General features: G+C 70.0%; 16 protein-coding genes. 11 read left to right on the top strand and 5 right to left on the bottom strand.

The window, feature by feature from the left end; genetic code table 11:
* Positions 1–92 precede the first annotated feature (92 nt).
* The 3 genes from ASF20_RS12895 to ASF20_RS12885 form a co-directional block, all read right to left on the bottom strand.
* Positions 93–389, bottom strand: coding sequence for a hypothetical protein (locus ASF20_RS12895; protein WP_056274734.1), 297 nt, complete (start codon positions 387–389; stop codon positions 93–95).
* A 190-nt stretch (positions 390–579) separates the two neighbouring features.
* Positions 580–1,323, bottom strand: a complete 744-nt coding sequence (locus tag ASF20_RS12890; RefSeq protein ID WP_082501333.1) for a hypothetical protein — start codon at positions 1,321–1,323, stop codon at positions 580–582.
* A gap of 134 nt (positions 1,324–1,457) precedes the next feature.
* Positions 1,458–2,078: a DUF1134 domain-containing protein gene (locus ASF20_RS12885; RefSeq protein ID WP_082487359.1), complete on the bottom strand. Its 621-nt coding sequence runs from the start codon at positions 2,076–2,078 to the stop codon at positions 1,458–1,460.
* Positions 2,079–2,231: 153 nt separating this feature from the next.
* Between ASF20_RS12885 and ASF20_RS12880 the strand changes: the two genes are divergently transcribed.
* Positions 2,232–2,714 (top strand): hypothetical protein, encoded by a 483-nt coding sequence (locus tag ASF20_RS12880; protein WP_056274732.1) that lies wholly within the window; start codon positions 2,232–2,234, stop codon positions 2,712–2,714.
* 13 nt (positions 2,715–2,727) lie between these two features.
* Here the strand turns inward: ASF20_RS12880 and ASF20_RS12875 are convergent, their stop codons facing one another.
* A complete protein-coding gene (locus ASF20_RS12875; protein WP_056274730.1) occupies positions 2,728–3,606 on the bottom strand; it encodes a 3'(2'),5'-bisphosphate nucleotidase CysQ in 879 nt (292 codons plus the stop codon).
* Between the two features lie 130 nt (positions 3,607–3,736).
* On the opposite strand from ASF20_RS12875, the gene ASF20_RS12870 reads away from it, so the two are divergent.
* The 6 genes from ASF20_RS12870 (at position 3,737) to ASF20_RS12845 (ending at position 10,427) form a co-directional block, all read left to right on the top strand.
* A complete protein-coding gene (locus ASF20_RS12870; protein ID WP_056222608.1) occupies positions 3,737–4,471 on the top strand; it encodes a histidine phosphotransferase family protein in 735 nt (244 codons plus the stop codon).
* A 152-nt stretch (positions 4,472–4,623) separates the two neighbouring features.
* On the top strand, positions 4,624–7,323 hold the full coding sequence (locus tag ASF20_RS12865) for a hybrid sensor histidine kinase/response regulator (RefSeq protein WP_056274728.1): 2,700 nt from the start codon (positions 4,624–4,626) through the stop codon (positions 7,321–7,323).
* 31 nt (positions 7,324–7,354) lie between these two features.
* A complete protein-coding gene (locus ASF20_RS12860) occupies positions 7,355–7,840 on the top strand; it encodes a chemotaxis protein CheW (protein ID WP_056274868.1) in 486 nt (161 codons plus the stop codon).
* Between the two features lie 23 nt (positions 7,841–7,863).
* Positions 7,864–8,247, top strand: coding sequence for a response regulator (locus tag ASF20_RS12855; protein ID WP_056222602.1), 384 nt, complete (start codon positions 7,864–7,866; stop codon positions 8,245–8,247).
* A gap of 84 nt (positions 8,248–8,331) precedes the next feature.
* The gene (locus ASF20_RS12850) at positions 8,332–9,510 is read left to right on the top strand and encodes a chemotaxis response regulator protein-glutamate methylesterase (RefSeq protein ID WP_056274727.1); all 1,179 of its coding nucleotides are present in this window, start codon (positions 8,332–8,334) and stop codon (positions 9,508–9,510) included.
* Entirely contained in the window at positions 9,507–10,427 is a 921-nt protein-coding gene (locus ASF20_RS12845; RefSeq protein ID WP_056222596.1) for a protein-glutamate O-methyltransferase CheR, read from the top strand. Before ASF20_RS12850 ends, ASF20_RS12845 begins: the two co-directional genes overlap by 4 nt.
* Before the next feature lie 148 nt (positions 10,428–10,575).
* On the opposite strand, the gene ASF20_RS12840 is transcribed toward ASF20_RS12845, so the two are convergent.
* The gene (locus ASF20_RS12840) at positions 10,576–11,277 is read right to left on the bottom strand and encodes a response regulator transcription factor CtrA (protein ID WP_056222591.1); all 702 of its coding nucleotides are present in this window, start codon (positions 11,275–11,277) and stop codon (positions 10,576–10,578) included.
* A gap of 421 nt (positions 11,278–11,698) precedes the next feature.
* Here ASF20_RS12840 and fliI point away from each other — a divergent pair, with 421 nt between their 5' ends.
* From fliI to ASF20_RS12820, 4 genes are all read left to right on the top strand, one after another.
* Positions 11,699–13,054 carry a flagellar protein export ATPase FliI gene (fliI, locus tag ASF20_RS12835; RefSeq protein WP_056274725.1) on the top strand — a complete coding sequence of 452 codons (1,356 nt, stop codon included), beginning with the start codon at positions 11,699–11,701 and terminating at the stop codon, positions 13,052–13,054.
* 92 nt (positions 13,055–13,146) lie between these two features.
* On the top strand, positions 13,147–13,554 hold the full coding sequence (fliJ, locus tag ASF20_RS12830) for a flagellar export protein FliJ (RefSeq protein WP_056222585.1): 408 nt from the start codon (positions 13,147–13,149) through the stop codon (positions 13,552–13,554).
* 156 nt (positions 13,555–13,710) lie between these two features.
* Complete coding sequence (locus tag ASF20_RS12825) at positions 13,711–14,760, top strand: lysylphosphatidylglycerol synthase domain-containing protein (RefSeq protein WP_056274866.1); 1,050 nt, start codon at positions 13,711–13,713, stop codon at positions 14,758–14,760.
* Between the two features lie 169 nt (positions 14,761–14,929).
* Complete coding sequence (locus ASF20_RS12820) at positions 14,930–16,396, top strand: putative sugar O-methyltransferase (protein WP_056274723.1); 1,467 nt, start codon at positions 14,930–14,932, stop codon at positions 16,394–16,396.
* Positions 16,397–16,446: the final 50 nt, after the last annotated feature.

Genomic DNA, 16,446 nt, shown 5'->3' with positions numbered 1-16,446 from the left:
CGGTCCGGAACGCGGTGGCGGACAGCATAGCCGCTGCGGCTCGGCGATGCGAGCGAAACGGCTACGCTGTCCCGCGCGGCGTCGGGCGGGGCTCAGCCCTTCTTCTTGCCGTCCGTCTTCTGGTAGACGTCGATGGCGCGACGGCAGTTCTCCGAGAGCTTGGTCCAGTTGGTCTGGAAGCACTTGTCGAGGGCCGGATCATCGGTGGCGAGGTTGCCACAATAGGTCAGGTAGTCGCCGGTGCAGTACTTCTTCAGGGTTTCATTGCCGCGCTTCGTCTGCGGGGCGGTCGTGGCGCCTTGCGGCTGCGCCGCGGGCTGAGCGATCGCCGGTGCGGTGGAGACCGTGACGGCGAGGAGGAGGGCAAGCGACGTGAGCTTAAGGGCCATAGGGGGGCGCGGTCCGTCTCAAGAAACAGGGGAATGGGCGATCCGATGAAGCGCCGGGATGGTCGAAACATGGCGCGCGGATGGTCGCCGCGTGGTCAGGCCGCTTTCTACGCCGCGTTTTCCCGTCCGTGCAACGTCCGCGGCGTTTTCCCGCGCACATGACGCGCCGGGTTCGGCCCGTGAGCGGCATTCAGTTGGAGCGCGCCGGAATCGCGTACGCCGAGACGGGCGGAAGCCGGTCGCGCTGCATCAGGCTGTCGGCCACGTCGGAGATCCGGCGGCGCAGATCGGCGGCCTCGCCCTCGCGGCGCGCCATCACTTCGGCCAGGGCTGTCTCGGCCGCATTCAGGCTGGCCCTGAGGGTCTCGCGCTCGGCGACCAGGGCCGCGGTCAGGTCGGGGACCTCGGACCCGGTGGCGGCGGGAGTGCCGGCCGGGTCCGGCGGGACCTGGGCGGACCGCGCGGCGATGAGGTCGTCGAGCACCTCCTGATGCGCCTGCTCGAGCACCTGCAGGGTGGCGAGGCCCAGCGCGGTCTCCTGGCGCGCCGCTTCCAGATCGCGCTCCACGCCGCCGAGGGTGGTGCGGGTCGCGGCCAGGGCGGCTTCGCGCTCGCTCAAGGTCGCGTCGCGGGCCTCGACCGTGCGGGTGAGGGCGGCGGCCTCCATGGTCCGGGCCCCGATGGCGGCGAGATCGGCGTGGCGATGGGCCTTCACGGCCTCGACCTGACGCTCCAGGCGGCGCTGGGCCACGGCGAACTGCGCCCGCAGGTAGTCCTTCTCGGCGGCGACTTCCGAGAGCGAGAGGGGCAGGCGCGCCTCGATGCGGCGCTCCGACAGGCGGGCGGCTCGGGCATTCACGGCGGGCAGAAGCAACAGGGCGCACAGGCTCGCGGCCAGGAAGCCGAGCGCGAAGATCATCACGGTTTCGATCACGCGGAAACGCTCGCTCAACATGCCGTGGACGACAATGACGACGGAGCTGGCCGTCGACCCTCGTCGGCTTGTTTAGCCCATGTCCCCCCGGGATGGGCAAGACGCGCGGGGACACACCCCGGTCGTCCTGCGAATCAGAAGGGATTCCAGGTCGGCTTCGACGTGAACTTGAGATAGCCGATGTTGATGCCCAGCCGGGCGCCGACGCCGGTGCGGATCGGCACCACGACGATGTCGTCGGCGGTCACCGCCGTCATCCCGAAGCCGCCGACGAGGTAGGCGGAGCCGTCGACGCCGCCGAAGCGGCGGTAGAGGCCCGACACGGCCGGCAGGTTGTAGACCAGCATCATGGTGCGGTCGCCGTCACCGCCGACGTCGAAGCCGATGGAGGGGCCCTGCCAGTAGATCCGCCGTTGCCCGGCATTGCGCGTGTAGAGCGTCCCCTCGCCGTAGCGAACGCCGCCCACGATGGCGCCGGAGGCTTCCTGGCCGAGGATGTAGCCGTTGGGCTCGCCCCAGCGCCGGGTCGCCTCCTCCACCAGCTGGGCGAGGCCGCGCGACATCGAGCCGAAGAAGCGATGGCCGTTGTCGACCAGCTCCTCGGGACGGAACTTGCCGGGCGCTCCGTCGCTCACCGCGAGGGCGCGGGACGAGACGCCGAGGAGGAGGGCGCCCGCCAGCGCACCGACGACGGTGCGCCGGGTCGCAGGTGCGTGCGATGGGCGGGCGCGGACGGCCCGATGGTTCGACGTCATGCCTCGTCCCTCCTGTCTGCCGACATCCGCCCGAGGGCGCTATCGTCTTGCTAACCGAGACCGCGCTATGGACCGGGCTGTCATCCGAGAGACCGTTCCGGCCGGGGCCGGTGCGCCTCGATACGCGGCGATCATGATGCGAAACAAAGCAACATGTGGTTAACGCGCCGTCACCTGCTTCGCGTCGCCGCGGCCGGTGGGCTGCACGCCGCCGGCGCCCGCGCCGCGACCCTGCCGCGCCTGCCCGCGGGCCGCATCGCCCTCGGGGGGTTCGATGCCGTCAGCTACTTCCTCGACGGTCCCGAAGCCGGCAGAGCCGCCTACGAGATCCTCTGGGACCGGCTGACGTGGCGCTTCGCGCGGGCGGCGAACCGGGAGGCCTTCCGCGGCGACCCTGCCGCCTACGCGCCACGCCTCGGCGGCTTCGATCCGATCGGCGTCCTCGCCGGCCGCCTCGTGGACGCCGATCCCCTGATCTATGCGCGCCTGCCTGGCCCGGACGGGATCGACCGGCTTTACCTCTGCCGCAGCGACGCGCACCGGTTGCGCCTCATCGCGGAGCCGCATCTCGCCGCCGAGGCGGAGCTGCGCTGGCCGACGCTGACGGATCAGATCGAGCGGGATTTCCCGGAATGAGGGCGCCCGGCGCTCAGATCCGGTGCGCGTCCTGCGGCGCGTGCCGGTCGGCGGGACGGGTGGACGGGCTGCGCTCGGGCAGGACGAGGTTGGCCGCATAGCTCGCGTCGCCCAGGGCGGCGAAGGGACCGTTGCGGTAGTTCCGCGTGTAGTGCCCGTAGGTCATCGGACGGCCGGCCGGCGCCACGACGCAGCCACCCGCCACCGTGAGGATGTGGTCGCCGGCCGCCGTATCCCATTCCATGGTCGGACCGCAGCGGACGTAGATGTCGGCCTCGCCGGCGGCGATCAGGCAGAACTTCAGGGCGGAGGCCGCCGACCGGGTCGAGCCCACCCGGAGCGCGCCGAGGCAGGTCTCGGTCTCGATGTCGCCGTGCCGGTTGCTGCGCAGGGCCACCAGCCCCTGGTCCGGCCGCGGTCGCACCGCGATCGGCAGGCGCGCGCCGAGATGTCCGTTCCGGATCTCCGCTTCGAACGCCTGGCCGCCTGCGCCCCAGACCCGGCCGAGGCCGGGGGCGGCCAGAGCGGCCGCGATCGGACGGTCGCCCGCGATCAGCCCGATATTGACGCTGTACTCCGCGTTGCCAGCGAGAAAGTCCCGGGTGCCGTCGAGGGGATCCACCAGGAAGAACAACGGCGCCGGGGGCTGGTCGTAGGACGATTCCTCGGCGATCACGGGAATGCCCGGCCAAGCCCTGGCGAGTTCCGCGAGGATGAAGGCCTCGGATTCGGAATCCGCCTGGCTCGCCGGCGAACCGTCGGGCTTGAGCACGTGCGGGCAGTCGCCCCCGTGGTGCCGCTTCAGGATCTCGCCCGCCCGGCAGGCAATTTCCATCAGGGTCGCCGCAATACGGTCGCGCGTCGGCGCATTGATCGACATGATACCGGTCATGATGCCCGCGCCACCGGCCCTTGTCGACCCGGATCGCGATCCGTCCGGGTGCTTTTCAAAGCTTCCGGCGCCGTCTATCGGTGCCGTTCACGACCGGACGCGGCCCCGAAACGCCTGCGCGGAGCGCACCATGACCCCCCTCAATCTCGACGCCCTCGATCTGTCCGCCCTCCTGTGCTCACGGGTCTGCCACGACGTGATCAGCCCCGTTGGCGCGATCGTGAACGGGTTGGAGGTCCTGGAGGACGAGAGCGACACCTCCATGCGGGAATTCGCCCTGGAGCTCATCGCCAAGAGCGCGCGTCAGGCCTCGGCCCGCCTGCAATTCGCCCGCATCGCCTTCGGGGCCGCCGGCTCGGCGGGCGCCTCCATCGACCTCGCCGACGCCGAGAAGGTGTCGCGGGGGATGTTCGCCGACGACAAGACGCAGCTCGCCTGGAGCGCGCCGCAGGCGCTCTACCCGAAGAACAAGGTCAAGCTCCTGCTCAACCTCGTGATGATCGCCCAGAGCGCGATCCCGCGCGGCGGTCTCATCGACGTGGTGGTGCAGGGCGACGGCGAAGCTCCGACCCTGACCCTCAAGAGCAAGGGCTCCCACGCCCGGATCCCCGCCCACGTGGAGCAGATGATCGCCGGCACGCCCGAGAACGGCACCGTGGACGCCCACGGCATCCTGCCGTTCTATGCCGGCCTCGTCGCCCGCGCCGCGGCCATGGACGTGCGCTTCGCGATCGAGGGCGACACCGTGACCATCACGGCGACCGCCACGGCCGCCGCGATGCCCGAGGCGCCCGCCACGGCTCCCGCGGATCCGGAAGCCGATCGCCCGTCGGATTCGGAGCCGCCGGAGACGGCGCTGGCCTGACGCGCGGCGAGTTTCGGCCCATCGGCGGGAGATCGACAAATATTGTCGCGGTCTCCCGCTTTGTCGTTCGGGGTGAAACCCTTCCCTAACCGGTTAGGGGGCAAGGTCGGTCCTGCACAGACTGTAGTGCGCGTATGGACTGAGTACCCCTCATGGACGACTTGTTGCGTGAGTTCCTGACCGAGAGTGCCGAGCACCTCGACACGGTCGATGCCGAGCTCGTCCGGTTCGAACAGGATCCGAACAATCAGACGATCCTGCGGAACATCTTCCGCCTCGTCCATACCATCAAGGGCACCTGCGGGTTCCTCGGCCTTCCGCGCCTCGAAGCCCTGGCGCACGCCGCCGAGACCCTGATGGGCCAGTTCCGCGACGGCATGCCGGTCACCGGCCCCGCGGTCAGCCTCATCCTCGTCACCCTCGACCGCCTCAAGGCGATCCTGGGCGACCTCGAGGCCACCGGCTCCGAGCCGGCCGGCAGCGACGACGATCTCATCGGCGCCCTGGAGGAGATGGCCTCCGCCCCGATCGCCCCCACCGCCCCCGCGCCCGTCGCGGAGATCACGCTGCCCGATCCGGTCATGCGCGAGCTGAAGCCTGGCGAGGTCAGCCTCGAGGACCTCGAGCGCGCCTTCATGGAGGCGGAAGGGCCCGATCCGTTCGACGCGTCCGTCGCCTCCGCGCCGGAACCGGTCGCCGCGGCCCCTGAGCCGGTGCGCGAGGCACCCGCCCCGATGCCGGTGAAGGCCGCAGAGGCGCCCGCGAAAGCCGCCGACGCGCCCGCCGCGTCCGACGGCGAGGGGGGCATCGCCAAGGTTCAGACCATTCGCGTCAACGTCGACACCCTCGAACACCTGATGACGATGGTGTCCGAGCTGGTGCTGACCCGCAACCAGCTCCTCGAGATCGCCCGCCGGCACGATGATTCGACCTACAAGGTTCCGCTCCAGCGCCTGAGCCACGTGACGGCCGAGCTGCAGGAAGGCGTCATGAAGACGCGCATGCAGCCGATCGGCAACGCCTGGCAGAAGCTGCCCCGCGTGGTGCGCGACCTGTCGTCGGAACTCGGCAAGCAGATCGAGCTCGTGATGAGCGGCGCCGAGACCGAACTCGACCGCCAGGTGCTCGAGGTCATCAAGGACCCGCTCACCCACATGGTGCGCAACTCGGCCGATCACGGCATCGAGTCGGCCGCCGACCGCAAGGCCTCCGGCAAGCCGCTGCGCGGCACGATCCGCCTCTCCGCCTATCACGAGGGCGGCACGATCACGATCGAGATCGCCGACGACGGCAAGGGCCTCGATCTCGCCGCCATCCGCCGCAAGGCCGTGGAGCGCAAGGTCGCCAGCCAGGCGGAAGTCGAGCGGATGACCGACGCCCAGGTGGCGAAGTTCATCTTCCATCCGGGCTTCTCCACCGCCGCCGCCATCACCTCGGTCTCCGGCCGCGGCGTCGGCATGGACGTGGTGAAGACGAACATCGAGCTCATCGGCGGTGTCATCGACATCAACACGCAGCTCGGCCGCGGCACCACCTTCACCATCAAGATCCCGCTGACCCTGGCGATCATCGCCGCCCTCATCGTCAAGGCGGGCGAGCAGCGCTTCGCGGTCCCGCAGGTCGCGGTGCTCGAACTGGTGCGGGTCGACAAGGCGACGGCGCAGAAGGTGGAGCGCATCAACGGCTCGCCGGTGCTGCGCCTGCGCGAGCGCCTCCTCCCGATCGTCACCCTCACGGGCGTCCTCGGCCAGGACCAGGCCGCCGACGCCGTGGATTCCGGCTTCGTGGTGGTCGCCCAGGTCGGGCGCCAGCGCTTCGGCATCCTCGTCGACGAGGTCTTCCACACGGAGGAGATCGTCGTGAAGCCGATGTCCTCCAAGCTGCGTCACCTGCCGCTGTTCGCCGGCAACACCATCCTGGGCGACGGCGCCGTGGTGCTGATCGTCGATCCGAACGGCATCGCCCAGCAGGTCAGCCAGGGCTCGCAGACCGGCGCCATCCCGGTCGAGGCCGAGGTCGAGGAAGTCGAGGCCGCCGACGCCAAGGCGACGCTCCTCGTCTTCAAGGGCGGCGCCGGCAGCTACAAGGCGGTGCCGCTCTCGCTGGTCACCCGCCTGGAAGAGATCGAATCGGCCAAGGTCGAGTGGGTCGGCGGCCGTCCGCTGATCCAGTACCGCGGCCGCCTGATGCCGCTGGTGCCCGCCGATCCGTCGATCGAGATCCGCACCTCCGGCACCCAGGCCCTCGTGGTCTTCTCCGACGGCGAGCGCGCCATGGGCCTCGTGGTCGACGAGATCGTCGACATCGTCGAGGAGCGTCTCGACGTCGAGATCTCGGCCGACCGCTCGGACCTCATCGGCTCCGCCGTCCTGCGCGGCCGCGCCACCGAGATCATCAACATCGCCCACTTCCTGCCGCTCGCCTACGACGACTGGGCGCGGGGCCCCAAGAAGACGGTCAAGCGCAGCTCGACGCTCCTCCTCGTCGACGACTCCGCCTTCTTCCGCGAGATGCTGAGCCCGGTCCTGAAGGCCGCCGGCTACAGCGTGGTCACCGCGGCCAGTGCCGATGAGGCGGTGGCGGCCCTGCTCTCCAACGGGCGGATCGACGTGGTGGTGTGCGACCTCGAGATGCCGGGCCGCAGCGGCTTCGACCTCGTGGGCGCCATGCGCAAGGTGGAGGGCCGCGTCGCCGGGCTTCCCGTCATCGGCCTCTCCGGCACTATCGGGACCGAGGCCATCGAGCGGGCACGGACCCTCGGCATCGCCGACCTGGTGGCGAAGTTCGACCGCAGCGGCCTGATCTCGGCCCTGGCCGAGCTCGACGTCGCCAGCCTCGCCGTCGCCGCCTGACCGGCCCGCCCCCTTCGGAGTCCACCCCATGATGCAGGCCGCCAACACCAACGCCGCGGAAACCGTCGGCACCCACGACTTCGTCACCGTGTTCGTCGGCGAGACCATGTTCGGTCTCGCCATCGACCGGGTCCACGACGTCTTCATCCCGGCCGGCGTGACGCCGGTGCCGCTCGCCCCGCCCGAGATCGTCGGGCTCCTGAACCTGCGCGGCCGCGTCGTCACCGCCCTGTGCCTGCGTCGGCGTCTCAGCATGGCGCCCCGCACCGGGGACGGCGCCCAGATGGCGATCGGCCTCGAGCAGGGTGGCGAGACCTTCGCCCTCATCGTCGACGGCGTCGGCGAGGTGCTCAAGCTCGGGGCCGAGACCCACGAGCCGGTGCCGATCAACCTCGATGCCCGCTGGCGCGACCTCACGCTCGGCGTCCACCGTCTCGACGGCCGCCTCCTCGTCATCCTCGACGTCGATGCGCTCCTCGCCTTCGGGACGAACGCCCGAACCGCCGGCGCGGCCTGAGCCCGAGCCAGGAGAAGGACCCGATGAAAACCTGCCTCATCGTCGACGACTCCGCCGTCATCCGGAAGGTGGCGCGCCGCATCTTCGAGACCATGAACTTCGAGGTCGGCGAGGCCGAGGACGGCGAGAAGGCCCTCAGCGCCTGCGGCAAGACCATGCCGGACGCGATCCTGCTCGACTGGAACATGCCGACCATGGACGGCTACGACTTCCTGCGGGCCCTGCGCAAAACGCCGGGCGGCGAGAAGCCCAAGGTCCTGTTCTGCACCACGGAGAACGACGTCGGCGCCATCGCCCGTGCCCTCCATGCGGGCGCCGACGAGTACATCATGAAGCCGTTCGACCGCGACATCGTCACGGCGAAGCTCGCGCAGGTCGGCTTCGCCACCGAAGCCGACGCGGCCTGACGCGGACCTGGACCGGGCATTCCGCCCCGTCCGGGGCCAGTTCCCACCCCGACTGTTCCTCCGCGTCGCTTACAGCGTGAATTCATGATGGCCGCCACCGCACCGACCTTCGCGTCGACCCATGCCGCGCCGCCGCCGCTCGCGGGGCAGCGGGTCCGGGTTCTGATCGCAGACGATTCGGCGGTGGTGCGCGGGCTGGTCGCCCGCTGGATCGGCGAAGCCGGCCACGAGGTCGTCGCCACGGCGGCCAACGGCCGGATCGCCCTGGAGGCGATGGCGCGCCACGACCCCGACGTCATCCTCCTCGACATCGACATGCCGGAACTCGACGGCACCCAGGCGCTGCCGCTGCTGCTCGCCAAGAGCCCCGGCGTCCAGGTCATCATGATGTCGACCCTGACCACCCGCAACGCCGACATCTCCCTGCGCTGCCTCGCCCTCGGGGCCGTGGACTACATCCCGAAGCCCGAGAGCAACCGGGGCGTGACCACTTCGGACGCCTTCCGCACCGACCTGATCGAGCGGGTGCGCCTCTTCGGCTCCGCCCGGGCGCGCAAGCGCGGCGCCTCCGGCGTGCCGATCCCCGTCTCTTCCGGGTCGCACGCGCCCGCACCGGTCTCGGCCCTGCGTCCGACCGCCCCCCTGGTGCTGCGGCCGAAGGCCCGCACCGGCGTCGCGCCCCGCGTCCTGCTCATCGGCGCCTCCACCGGCGGGCCCCGCGCGGTGGGCGAGGTGCTGGAGAAGATCGGCAGCGCCACGCTCCGTCAGTTCCCGGTCCTCATCGTCCAGCACATGCCGCCGGTCTTCACCGCGGTCTTCGCCGAGCATCTCGGCGTCCGCACCGGCCTGCCGGCCGCCGAGGGCAAGGCCGACGAGCGCCTGCAGCCGGGCCGGATCTACGTGGCGCCGGGCGGACGGCACATGGGCCTGGGCGGAAGCCGCCAGGACGTGACCATCCGCCTGCATGACGGGCCCGTAGTGAATTTTTGCCGGCCCGCCGTGGACGTGCTGTTCCAGGATGCCGCCGCGATCTTCGGCGCCGCGGCCCTCGCGGTCGTCCTCACCGGCATGGGCTCGGACGGGACGGGCGGGGCCCGCGCGCTGACGGAGGCCGGGGCGGCGGTGCTCGCCCAGGACGAGGCGACCAGCACGGTCTGGGGCATGCCCGGCAGCATCGCCAAGGCGGGACTCGCCCAGGCGATCCTGCCTCTGGGCGAGATCGGCCCGGCGCTGCGCAATCTTCTGACGGGGCAGGGCGCATGACCGACGTCGAGTTCGATTTCCTGCGCGCCTACCTCAAGACCCGCTCCGGCCTCGCGCTCAGCGGAGAGAAGCGCTACCTCGTCGAGAGCCGCCTCGGTCCGATCTGCCGGCGCTTCAACCTCGCCGATCTCGGGGCGCTGGTGAACGCCCTGAAGGGCGGCCGCGACCTGGCGATGGAGCGGGCTGTGGTCGAGGCGATGACCACCAACGAGACCTTCTTCTTTCGCGACCGCACGCCGTTCGACCTGTTCCGCGACGTGCTGCTCCCCGAGGCCATGGCCCGCCGGGCCGTGCAGCGCCGCCTGCGGATCTGGTGCGCCGCCGCCTCCACCGGCCAGGAACCCTATTCCCTGGCGATGATGCTGCAGGACGCCGCCCCGCGCCTCGCCGGCTGGACCGTCGACCTCGTCGGCACCGACCTGTCGACCGAGGTGCTCGAGAAGGCGAAGGCCGGGCTCTACAGCCATTTCGAGGTGCAGCGCGGCCTGCCCGTGCAGTCGCTCATCAAGCACTTCGAGCAGGTCGGCGAGCAGTGGCGCATCTCGGCCAGCTTGCGGCAGATGGTGGATTACCGCCCGCTGAACCTGCTGCAGCCCTTCGATTCGCTGGGAACGTTCGACATCATCTACTGCCGCAACGTGCTGATCTATTTCGATGCGCCGACCAAGGGCGACGTGCTGGCTCGCCTCAGTGGCAGCCTGGCCGCCGACGGTGCCCTGCTGCTCGGCGCCGCCGAGACGGTGATCGGCCTGACCGAGAAGCTCGTCCCGAACACCAAGCACCGGGGCCTGTACAACCAGGCCGCCGCGTCCCTCGCACCGCAGGCTCGGCCGCTGCCGGTGCTCAACCCCGCCGCCGTGGCGGTTGCGCCGGCCTTGGCCGTCGCCCCGGCGCTGCGCCGGGTGGTCGGCCTCTGAGCGGCATCCGACGGATCGTGGCGCGGGCGCAGGCCCGCGCCATCTGCGCTTGGTCGGTCGACGCCGCGCGGGGGAGGGGACGACGGGTGTCCGCACGAACAAAAAAGGCCCCGCTCGCGCGGGGCCGTTTCGTCGTCCGACCGGTGGTTCAGACGGCGATCCGCTCTTCGCCCTCGTTGGGCTCGCGCAGCACGTAGCCGCGACCCCAGACGGTCTCGATGTAGTTCTTGCCCTGGCTGGCATTGGCGAGCTTCTTGCGCAGCTTGCAGATGAAGACGTCGATGATCTTCAGCTCGGGCTCGTCCATGCCGCCGTAGAGGTGGTTGAGGAACATCTCCTTGGTCAGCGTCGTGCCCTTGCGCAGCGAGAGGAGCTCCAGCATCTGGTACTCCTTGCCGGTCAGGTGCACGCGGCTGCCGGAGACCTCGACGGTCTTCTGGTCGAGGTTCACGATCAGGTCGCCGGTGGTGATCACCGACTGGGCGTGACCCTTCGAGCGGCGCACGATCGCGTGGATGCGGGCGACGAGTTCGTCCTTGTGGAAGGGCTTCGTCAGGTAGTCGTCGGCGCCGAAGCCGAGGCCCTTCACCTTGTCCTCGATGCCGGCCATGCCGGAGAGAATCAGGATCGGCGTCTTCACCTTGGCGACGCGGAGGTTCCGCAGCACCTCGTAGCCCGACATGTCGGGCAGGTTCAGGTCGAGCAGGATGATGTCGTAATCATACAGCTTGCCGAGATCGATCCCCTCCTCACCGAGATCGGTGGTGTAGGTGTTGAAGCTCTCGGACTTGAGCATCAGCTCGATGCTCTGCGCGGTCGCGCTGTCGTCCTCGATCAGAAGTACCCGCATCGTCGGTCCCCAGCCCAGCCGGCCGTGTGCAGCGTACGGGCAAGCCCCCGCCGTTCGTTCGCCACCGGCCCGTGGCGAACGCTCCCTCGTCAATGACGTGAAACGCTATTCGTTAATCGTTAACAAACCCTGTTTCACGGACGCAAGCACCCAATTGGACCCGCGGCCTGGCCACGCTTCGAACCGTTGACGATCTGTTCTCGTCCGACCGTCTTCGGGTGTGATGCGAAACCTTCGCATGTCCCCTCAAGTGCCTCACCCGCATGGGCTTGTTGCGCGCTGTCTCTCCGGAACAACGGCACCGGAATGTCGTCGGCCGAACGAAAATTTTTTACGTCCCGGCGTGAGCCGGCGGCGCGCTACAAGCCCGATGCACACAGTGTTAAGGAGGGAGGTAAACGAATGGTTGAGAGACGCGCCGATGACCGATCGCGACCCTAGCGTCGGACGCTTGCGCCTGGCTGACGCGCGCAGTGCCCTCGCGGGAATCCAGGTGCTGGAGACCTACGGACGGGTCGTGGCGATTCGCGGCCTGTTGATCGAAGTGGCGGGTCCGGTGGCGGCCATGCGCCTCGGCGGACGGCTCGACATCGCGGTGGAGAACGGCCTCGGCGCCGTGCCCTGCGAGATCATCGGCTTCCAGGGCGATCGGGCGCTGGCCATGCCCTTCGGCTCCCTGGAGGGAGTGCGGCGCGGCTGTCCGGCGCTGGTGCGGGACGAGGCCGCCGGCGCGGTGCGCCCCTCCGCCGCCTGGCTCGGCCGGACCATCGACGCCCTCGGCCGGCCCATCGACGGCCTTGGGCCGCTGCCCCCCGGCCCGGCGATCTATCCGCTGCGGGCCGATCCGCCCCCGGCCCATGCCCGGCAGCGGGTCGGGCCGCCCCTCGACCTTGGTATCCGCTGCATCAACACCTTCCTGACGATGTGCGCCGGGCAGCGCATGGGCATCTTCGCCGGGTCCGGCGTCGGCAAGTCGGTGCTGCTGTCGATGCTCGCCCGCTACACCGCCGCCGACGTGGCGGTGATCGGCCTCGTGGGCGAGCGCGGCCGCGAGGTGCAGGAATTCCTCCAGGACGACCTCGGCGCCGCCGGCCTCGCCCGGTCGGTGGTGGTGGTGGCCACCTCCGACGAGCCGGCCCTGATGCGCCGCAACGCCGCCTACGTCACCCTGGCGATGGCGGAGTATTTTCGCGATCAGGGCGCACAGGTCCTGTGCATGATCGATTCGATCACCCGCTTCGCCATGGCCCAGCGCGACATCGGCCTCGCGGCCGGCGAGCCGCCCACCGCGAAGGGCTACACGCCCACCGTGTTCAGCGAGCTGCCCCGGCTCCTCGAGCGGGCCGGGCCCGGGACGGGGCAGGGGGCGATCTCCGGCCTGTTCACCGTCCTGGTCGAGGGCGACGACCACAACGAGCCCGTGGCCGATGCGGTCCGGGGCATCCTCGACGGACATATCGTGATGGAGCGCGGCATCGCCGAGCGCGGGCGCTACCCGGCGATCAACGTCCTGCGCTCCGTCTCCCGCACCATGCCTCGCGCCTGCGACCCCGCGCACCTGCCGACGGTGCGCCGGGCCCGGCGCCTGCTCTCCACCTACGCCGACATGGAGGAGCTGATCCGTCTGGGCGCCTACCGGGCGGGCGCCTCGTCGGAAGTGGACGAGGCGATCGCGCTGATGCCCGAAATGGAGGCTTTTCTGGGTCAGGGTAAGGAAGAAGCAACTTCGATCGGCGAGGGTTACCGTCGCCTGGCAGAGATCGTCGGCGCGCCCTGAGAGGACGCCCCGGCTCCATCTCCCGATGCCGGGCCCGGGGCGCGGCCGGTCGCGCACCGGCGAGCCGTGCGTTGCGTGGAGTGAACCCGCCCATGAAATCCCGTGACACGTTGATCCGGCTGCGACGCTTCCAGGTCGACGAGAAGCGTCGGCGCGTGACGCAGATCGAGATGATGAAGGCGGACTTCACCCGCATGGCGATGGAGCTCGACCGCGAGGTCGCCCATGAGGAGAGCCGCGCCGGCATCACCGATCCGGCCCATTTTGCCTACCCGACCTATGCCCGGGCCGCCGCCACGCGCCGGGACAACATGCGCCAGTCGGCCGCCGCCCTCGAGGGGCAGCTCGCCGAGGCCAAGGCCGAGCTCGGCGAGGCCTTCGAGGACCTGAAGAAGATCGAGATCCTGGACGACCGGGAGCGCACCGCCGAGCGCGTCGCCGAAGCAGCCCGCGACCAGGCCGCCATGGACGGTATCGGCCTCTCGCGCATCCGCGCCTGAGGCGGACGGGGTGCCGGCGCCCCGCGGGGCGACCGGCACGAAACCGTCATGATCCCGTGGGATGAGCCATCCCTGCCGGGGCCGCGCGGAACCTTGCTTGCGATGCCGCGCATCGTCGTGCAGGGAGGGCCCGAACAGGGGCGTGTCCGGACCACCATGAAGAAGATCAGCGATTTTATCTGGCCGATCATCGGCCTCGCCGCCGTGATCGGTTCGGGTTACCTGCTCTACAAGGAGTTGGCCGGCATCTCCATGGCGGAGATCAAGGGCAGCTTCGCCGCGATTCCAATCCACCGCTTCCTCTTCGCGGCCCTCTCGACCCTCGTCGCCTACGCGGCGCTCGCCTGGTACGACCGGATCGCGCTCCTGCATCTCGGCGTGCGCCACATCTCGTGGTTCTTCGTCTCGGTCTGCTCGTTCACGACCTACGCGCTCTCGCACAATATCGGCGCCTCGGTGTTCTCCGGCGCCGTGGTGCGCTACCGCGCCTACACCGCCAAGGGCCTCTCCGCGGCCCAGGTCGCGGTCCTGGTGGCGCTCTGCTCCTTCACCTTCGGCCTCGGCACCATCCTGCTCGGCGGCTTCGTGCTCACCGTCCTGCCCGACACCCTGACGCGCCTCAACGGCTACCTGCCGGCGATCCTGACCGACCCCGCCACCGCCCGCATCCTCGGCTGCTGTCTGCTCGCCTTCGTCGCCCTCTACGTCGCGGGCTCGCTGCTGCACCTGAAGCCGCTCACGATCCGCAAGTTCAAGCTCGAATATCCCCGCCCGCGCATCATGGGCCGCCAGCTCATCGCCGCTCCGCTCGAGCTGCTGGGCGCCGCCGGCATCATCTACTTCGCCCTGCCGGAGGCCGGGAACCCCGGCTTCCTCGTCGTGCTCGCGGTCTTCCTCGCCTCGTTCTCGGCGGCCCTGGTGTCGAACGCCCCCGGCGGCCTCGGGGTGTTCGAACTGGTCTTCGTGGTGGCGATGCCCGACATCGCCCGGCCGTCGGTGATCGCCGCGCTGCTCGTATTCCGGCTGTTCTATTTTTGGCTCCCGTTCCTGATCTCGGTGGTGGTCGTGCTTCTCTACGAGCGCAACCGCCTCGCCTCGGCCCTGCGGGACGAGCCCCACGACGCGGCCGCCCCCGAGCCGCCCTTGACCGCCCCCGGCCTCGACGCCCATGCCCTCGAGCGCCGCATGGAGAAGAAGCCGGTCTGATCCGTCCTCGTAAGGGGAGATCGAACCCGCATCGCCCGGTCCGCGACGGCCGGCTTCGGGCGCGAACATCCGGACCCGCTCCCGGGGCTTTCGCGTCGACGACTCCCCGACGGATCGCTGGCTGCGCTATACGGATCGCGCGCGGATTCGTCCGCTCCGGAGGACCGGGATGAGACAGCTTCTGAAATTCGGCCGCGGGACGGAGGACCGCGACCTGCCGAAGGATTTCGATGCCGCGGAATATCTGCGCCTCAATCCCGACGTGGCGACGGCGATCCAGGACGGGAAAATCCGGTCCGCCGAGGACCACTACCGGCAGCACGGCCGAGCGGAAGGACGCCGGCACGTCGCCGGACCGGACGGATCGGGTCTGAGCCCGGACCTGCTCGCCCTCCTGCCGAAGGATTTCGATTCGGCGACCTATCTCGAGCTTCACGGGGACGTCGAGGAAGCCATCGCGGCGGGGTACTGCCCGTCCGCCGAGGTCCACTACCTGAACATCGGTCGGCACGAGGGACGGATTCACGCCCTCTCCACCGAGATCGTGGCGGCGATGACGGCGGATCTGGGACGGGAGCTGTTCCGCTACCCCTATCGGGCAGTGGGGGCGATGCCGCCCTTCCGGTTCGAGGTGCCGTCCCGGAGCGCGGCGGACCGCGCGATCTGCGAACGGATCATCACGGCCTGGCACGTCTCCGCCGCCGCGGATCCCGGCAAGACCGGCGGGATGTGGGATCAGCTCACCGCCGGCCACACGCGGTTGAAGACGGCCCTGGCGCAGCGCGATCCCGATCTGCTGGCGGATCTCCTCGCCAACATGTTCCAGGAGCACCTCGTCCACGGCCTGGCCATGGGCAAGAGCACGGCCGCCCGCGCCCGCAGCGTGCCGGATCGGCATGCGGCCATGTGGTGCGACCGCCTGCTGCGCCTGGGCGAGGCCGTCGGCGTCTGTCCGGTCCGGTCGCCGGAGCAGGGCGGCACCGATGCCCCCCTCGAATGGCTCGACATCGTTGCCGAGGTGGAAGCGGTCCTGGGCTTCCCGTTGGCGTTCCCCGCCATCGGAGCCCCCTTCGGCGTGGCCCTGCAAGGGTCCGCCTTTCCCGAGCAGTCCTTCATGCATGCCTACGCCGCCTGGCGGGTCGACACGCTCGGACCCTTCCGGCGCATCGCGGAGATCGGTGGCGGCTTCGGCGGGCTGTGCGCCTATCTCGCCGGCGGTGATCGAACCTACACGATCTACGACCTGCCCTACACGAACCTGCTGCAGGGCTATTTCCTGCTCCGATGCGGTCTGCCCGTCTCCCTGAGCGGCGAACGCCCGGAGCGGATCCAGGTCCTGCCCTGGTGGATGATCAACGATCCCGCCGCCCGGTTCGACCTGGTCATCAATCAGGATTCCATTCCGGAAATGTCACCGGCAACCGGGCGGGCCTATATCGATCGCATCAAGGAGATCGCGCCGGCCTTCTACTCGGTCAATCAGGAGGCCTCGGCGATGAACCTGCGGGCGGACCGCCAGCTGCGCGTCCCGGAGATCATCAGGGCCGCCGGCGGCTATACGCGGCGATCGCGGAACCTGTTCTGGCTCCGGGACGGCTACGTCGAGGAATTCTACCTCTGCGGCGCGGCAGACTGATCCGCGTCACCCCCGCGACGGGGCCGACCGCGACAGGCGCGCGCGGCGAA

Source organism: Methylobacterium sp. Leaf88 (assembly GCF_001422795.1).
Lineage (GTDB): Bacteria > Pseudomonadota > Alphaproteobacteria > Rhizobiales > Beijerinckiaceae > Methylobacterium.
This window is presented reverse-complemented; position numbering and strand designations above follow the sequence as displayed.

Coding starts and splice junctions, on each gene's coding strand:
- ASF20_RS12895 (WP_056274734.1), bottom strand. CDS start 389: ATGGCCCTTAAGCTCACGTCGCTTGCCCTCCTCCTCGCCGTCACGGTC.
- ASF20_RS12885 (WP_082487359.1), bottom strand. CDS start 2,078: ATGACGTCGAACCATCGGGCCGTCCGCGCCCGCCCATCGCACGCACCT.
- ASF20_RS12880 (WP_056274732.1), top strand. CDS start 2,232: ATGTGGTTAACGCGCCGTCACCTGCTTCGCGTCGCCGCGGCCGGTGGG.
- ASF20_RS12875 (WP_056274730.1), bottom strand. CDS start 3,606: ATGACCGGTATCATGTCGATCAATGCGCCGACGCGCGACCGTATTGCG.
- ASF20_RS12870 (WP_056222608.1), top strand. CDS start 3,737: ATGACCCCCCTCAATCTCGACGCCCTCGATCTGTCCGCCCTCCTGTGC.
- ASF20_RS12865 (WP_056274728.1), top strand. CDS start 4,624: ATGGACGACTTGTTGCGTGAGTTCCTGACCGAGAGTGCCGAGCACCTC.
- ASF20_RS12860 (WP_056274868.1), top strand. CDS start 7,355: ATGCAGGCCGCCAACACCAACGCCGCGGAAACCGTCGGCACCCACGAC.
- ASF20_RS12855 (WP_056222602.1), top strand. CDS start 7,864: ATGAAAACCTGCCTCATCGTCGACGACTCCGCCGTCATCCGGAAGGTG.
- ASF20_RS12850 (WP_056274727.1), top strand. CDS start 8,332: ATGATGGCCGCCACCGCACCGACCTTCGCGTCGACCCATGCCGCGCCG.
- ASF20_RS12845 (WP_056222596.1), top strand. CDS start 9,507: ATGACCGACGTCGAGTTCGATTTCCTGCGCGCCTACCTCAAGACCCGC.
- ASF20_RS12840 (WP_056222591.1), bottom strand. CDS start 11,277: ATGCGGGTACTTCTGATCGAGGACGACAGCGCGACCGCGCAGAGCATC.
- fliI (WP_056274725.1), top strand. CDS start 11,699: ATGACCGATCGCGACCCTAGCGTCGGACGCTTGCGCCTGGCTGACGCG.
- fliJ (WP_056222585.1), top strand. CDS start 13,147: ATGAAATCCCGTGACACGTTGATCCGGCTGCGACGCTTCCAGGTCGAC.
- ASF20_RS12825 (WP_056274866.1), top strand. CDS start 13,711: ATGAAGAAGATCAGCGATTTTATCTGGCCGATCATCGGCCTCGCCGCC.
- ASF20_RS12820 (WP_056274723.1), top strand. CDS start 14,930: ATGAGACAGCTTCTGAAATTCGGCCGCGGGACGGAGGACCGCGACCTG.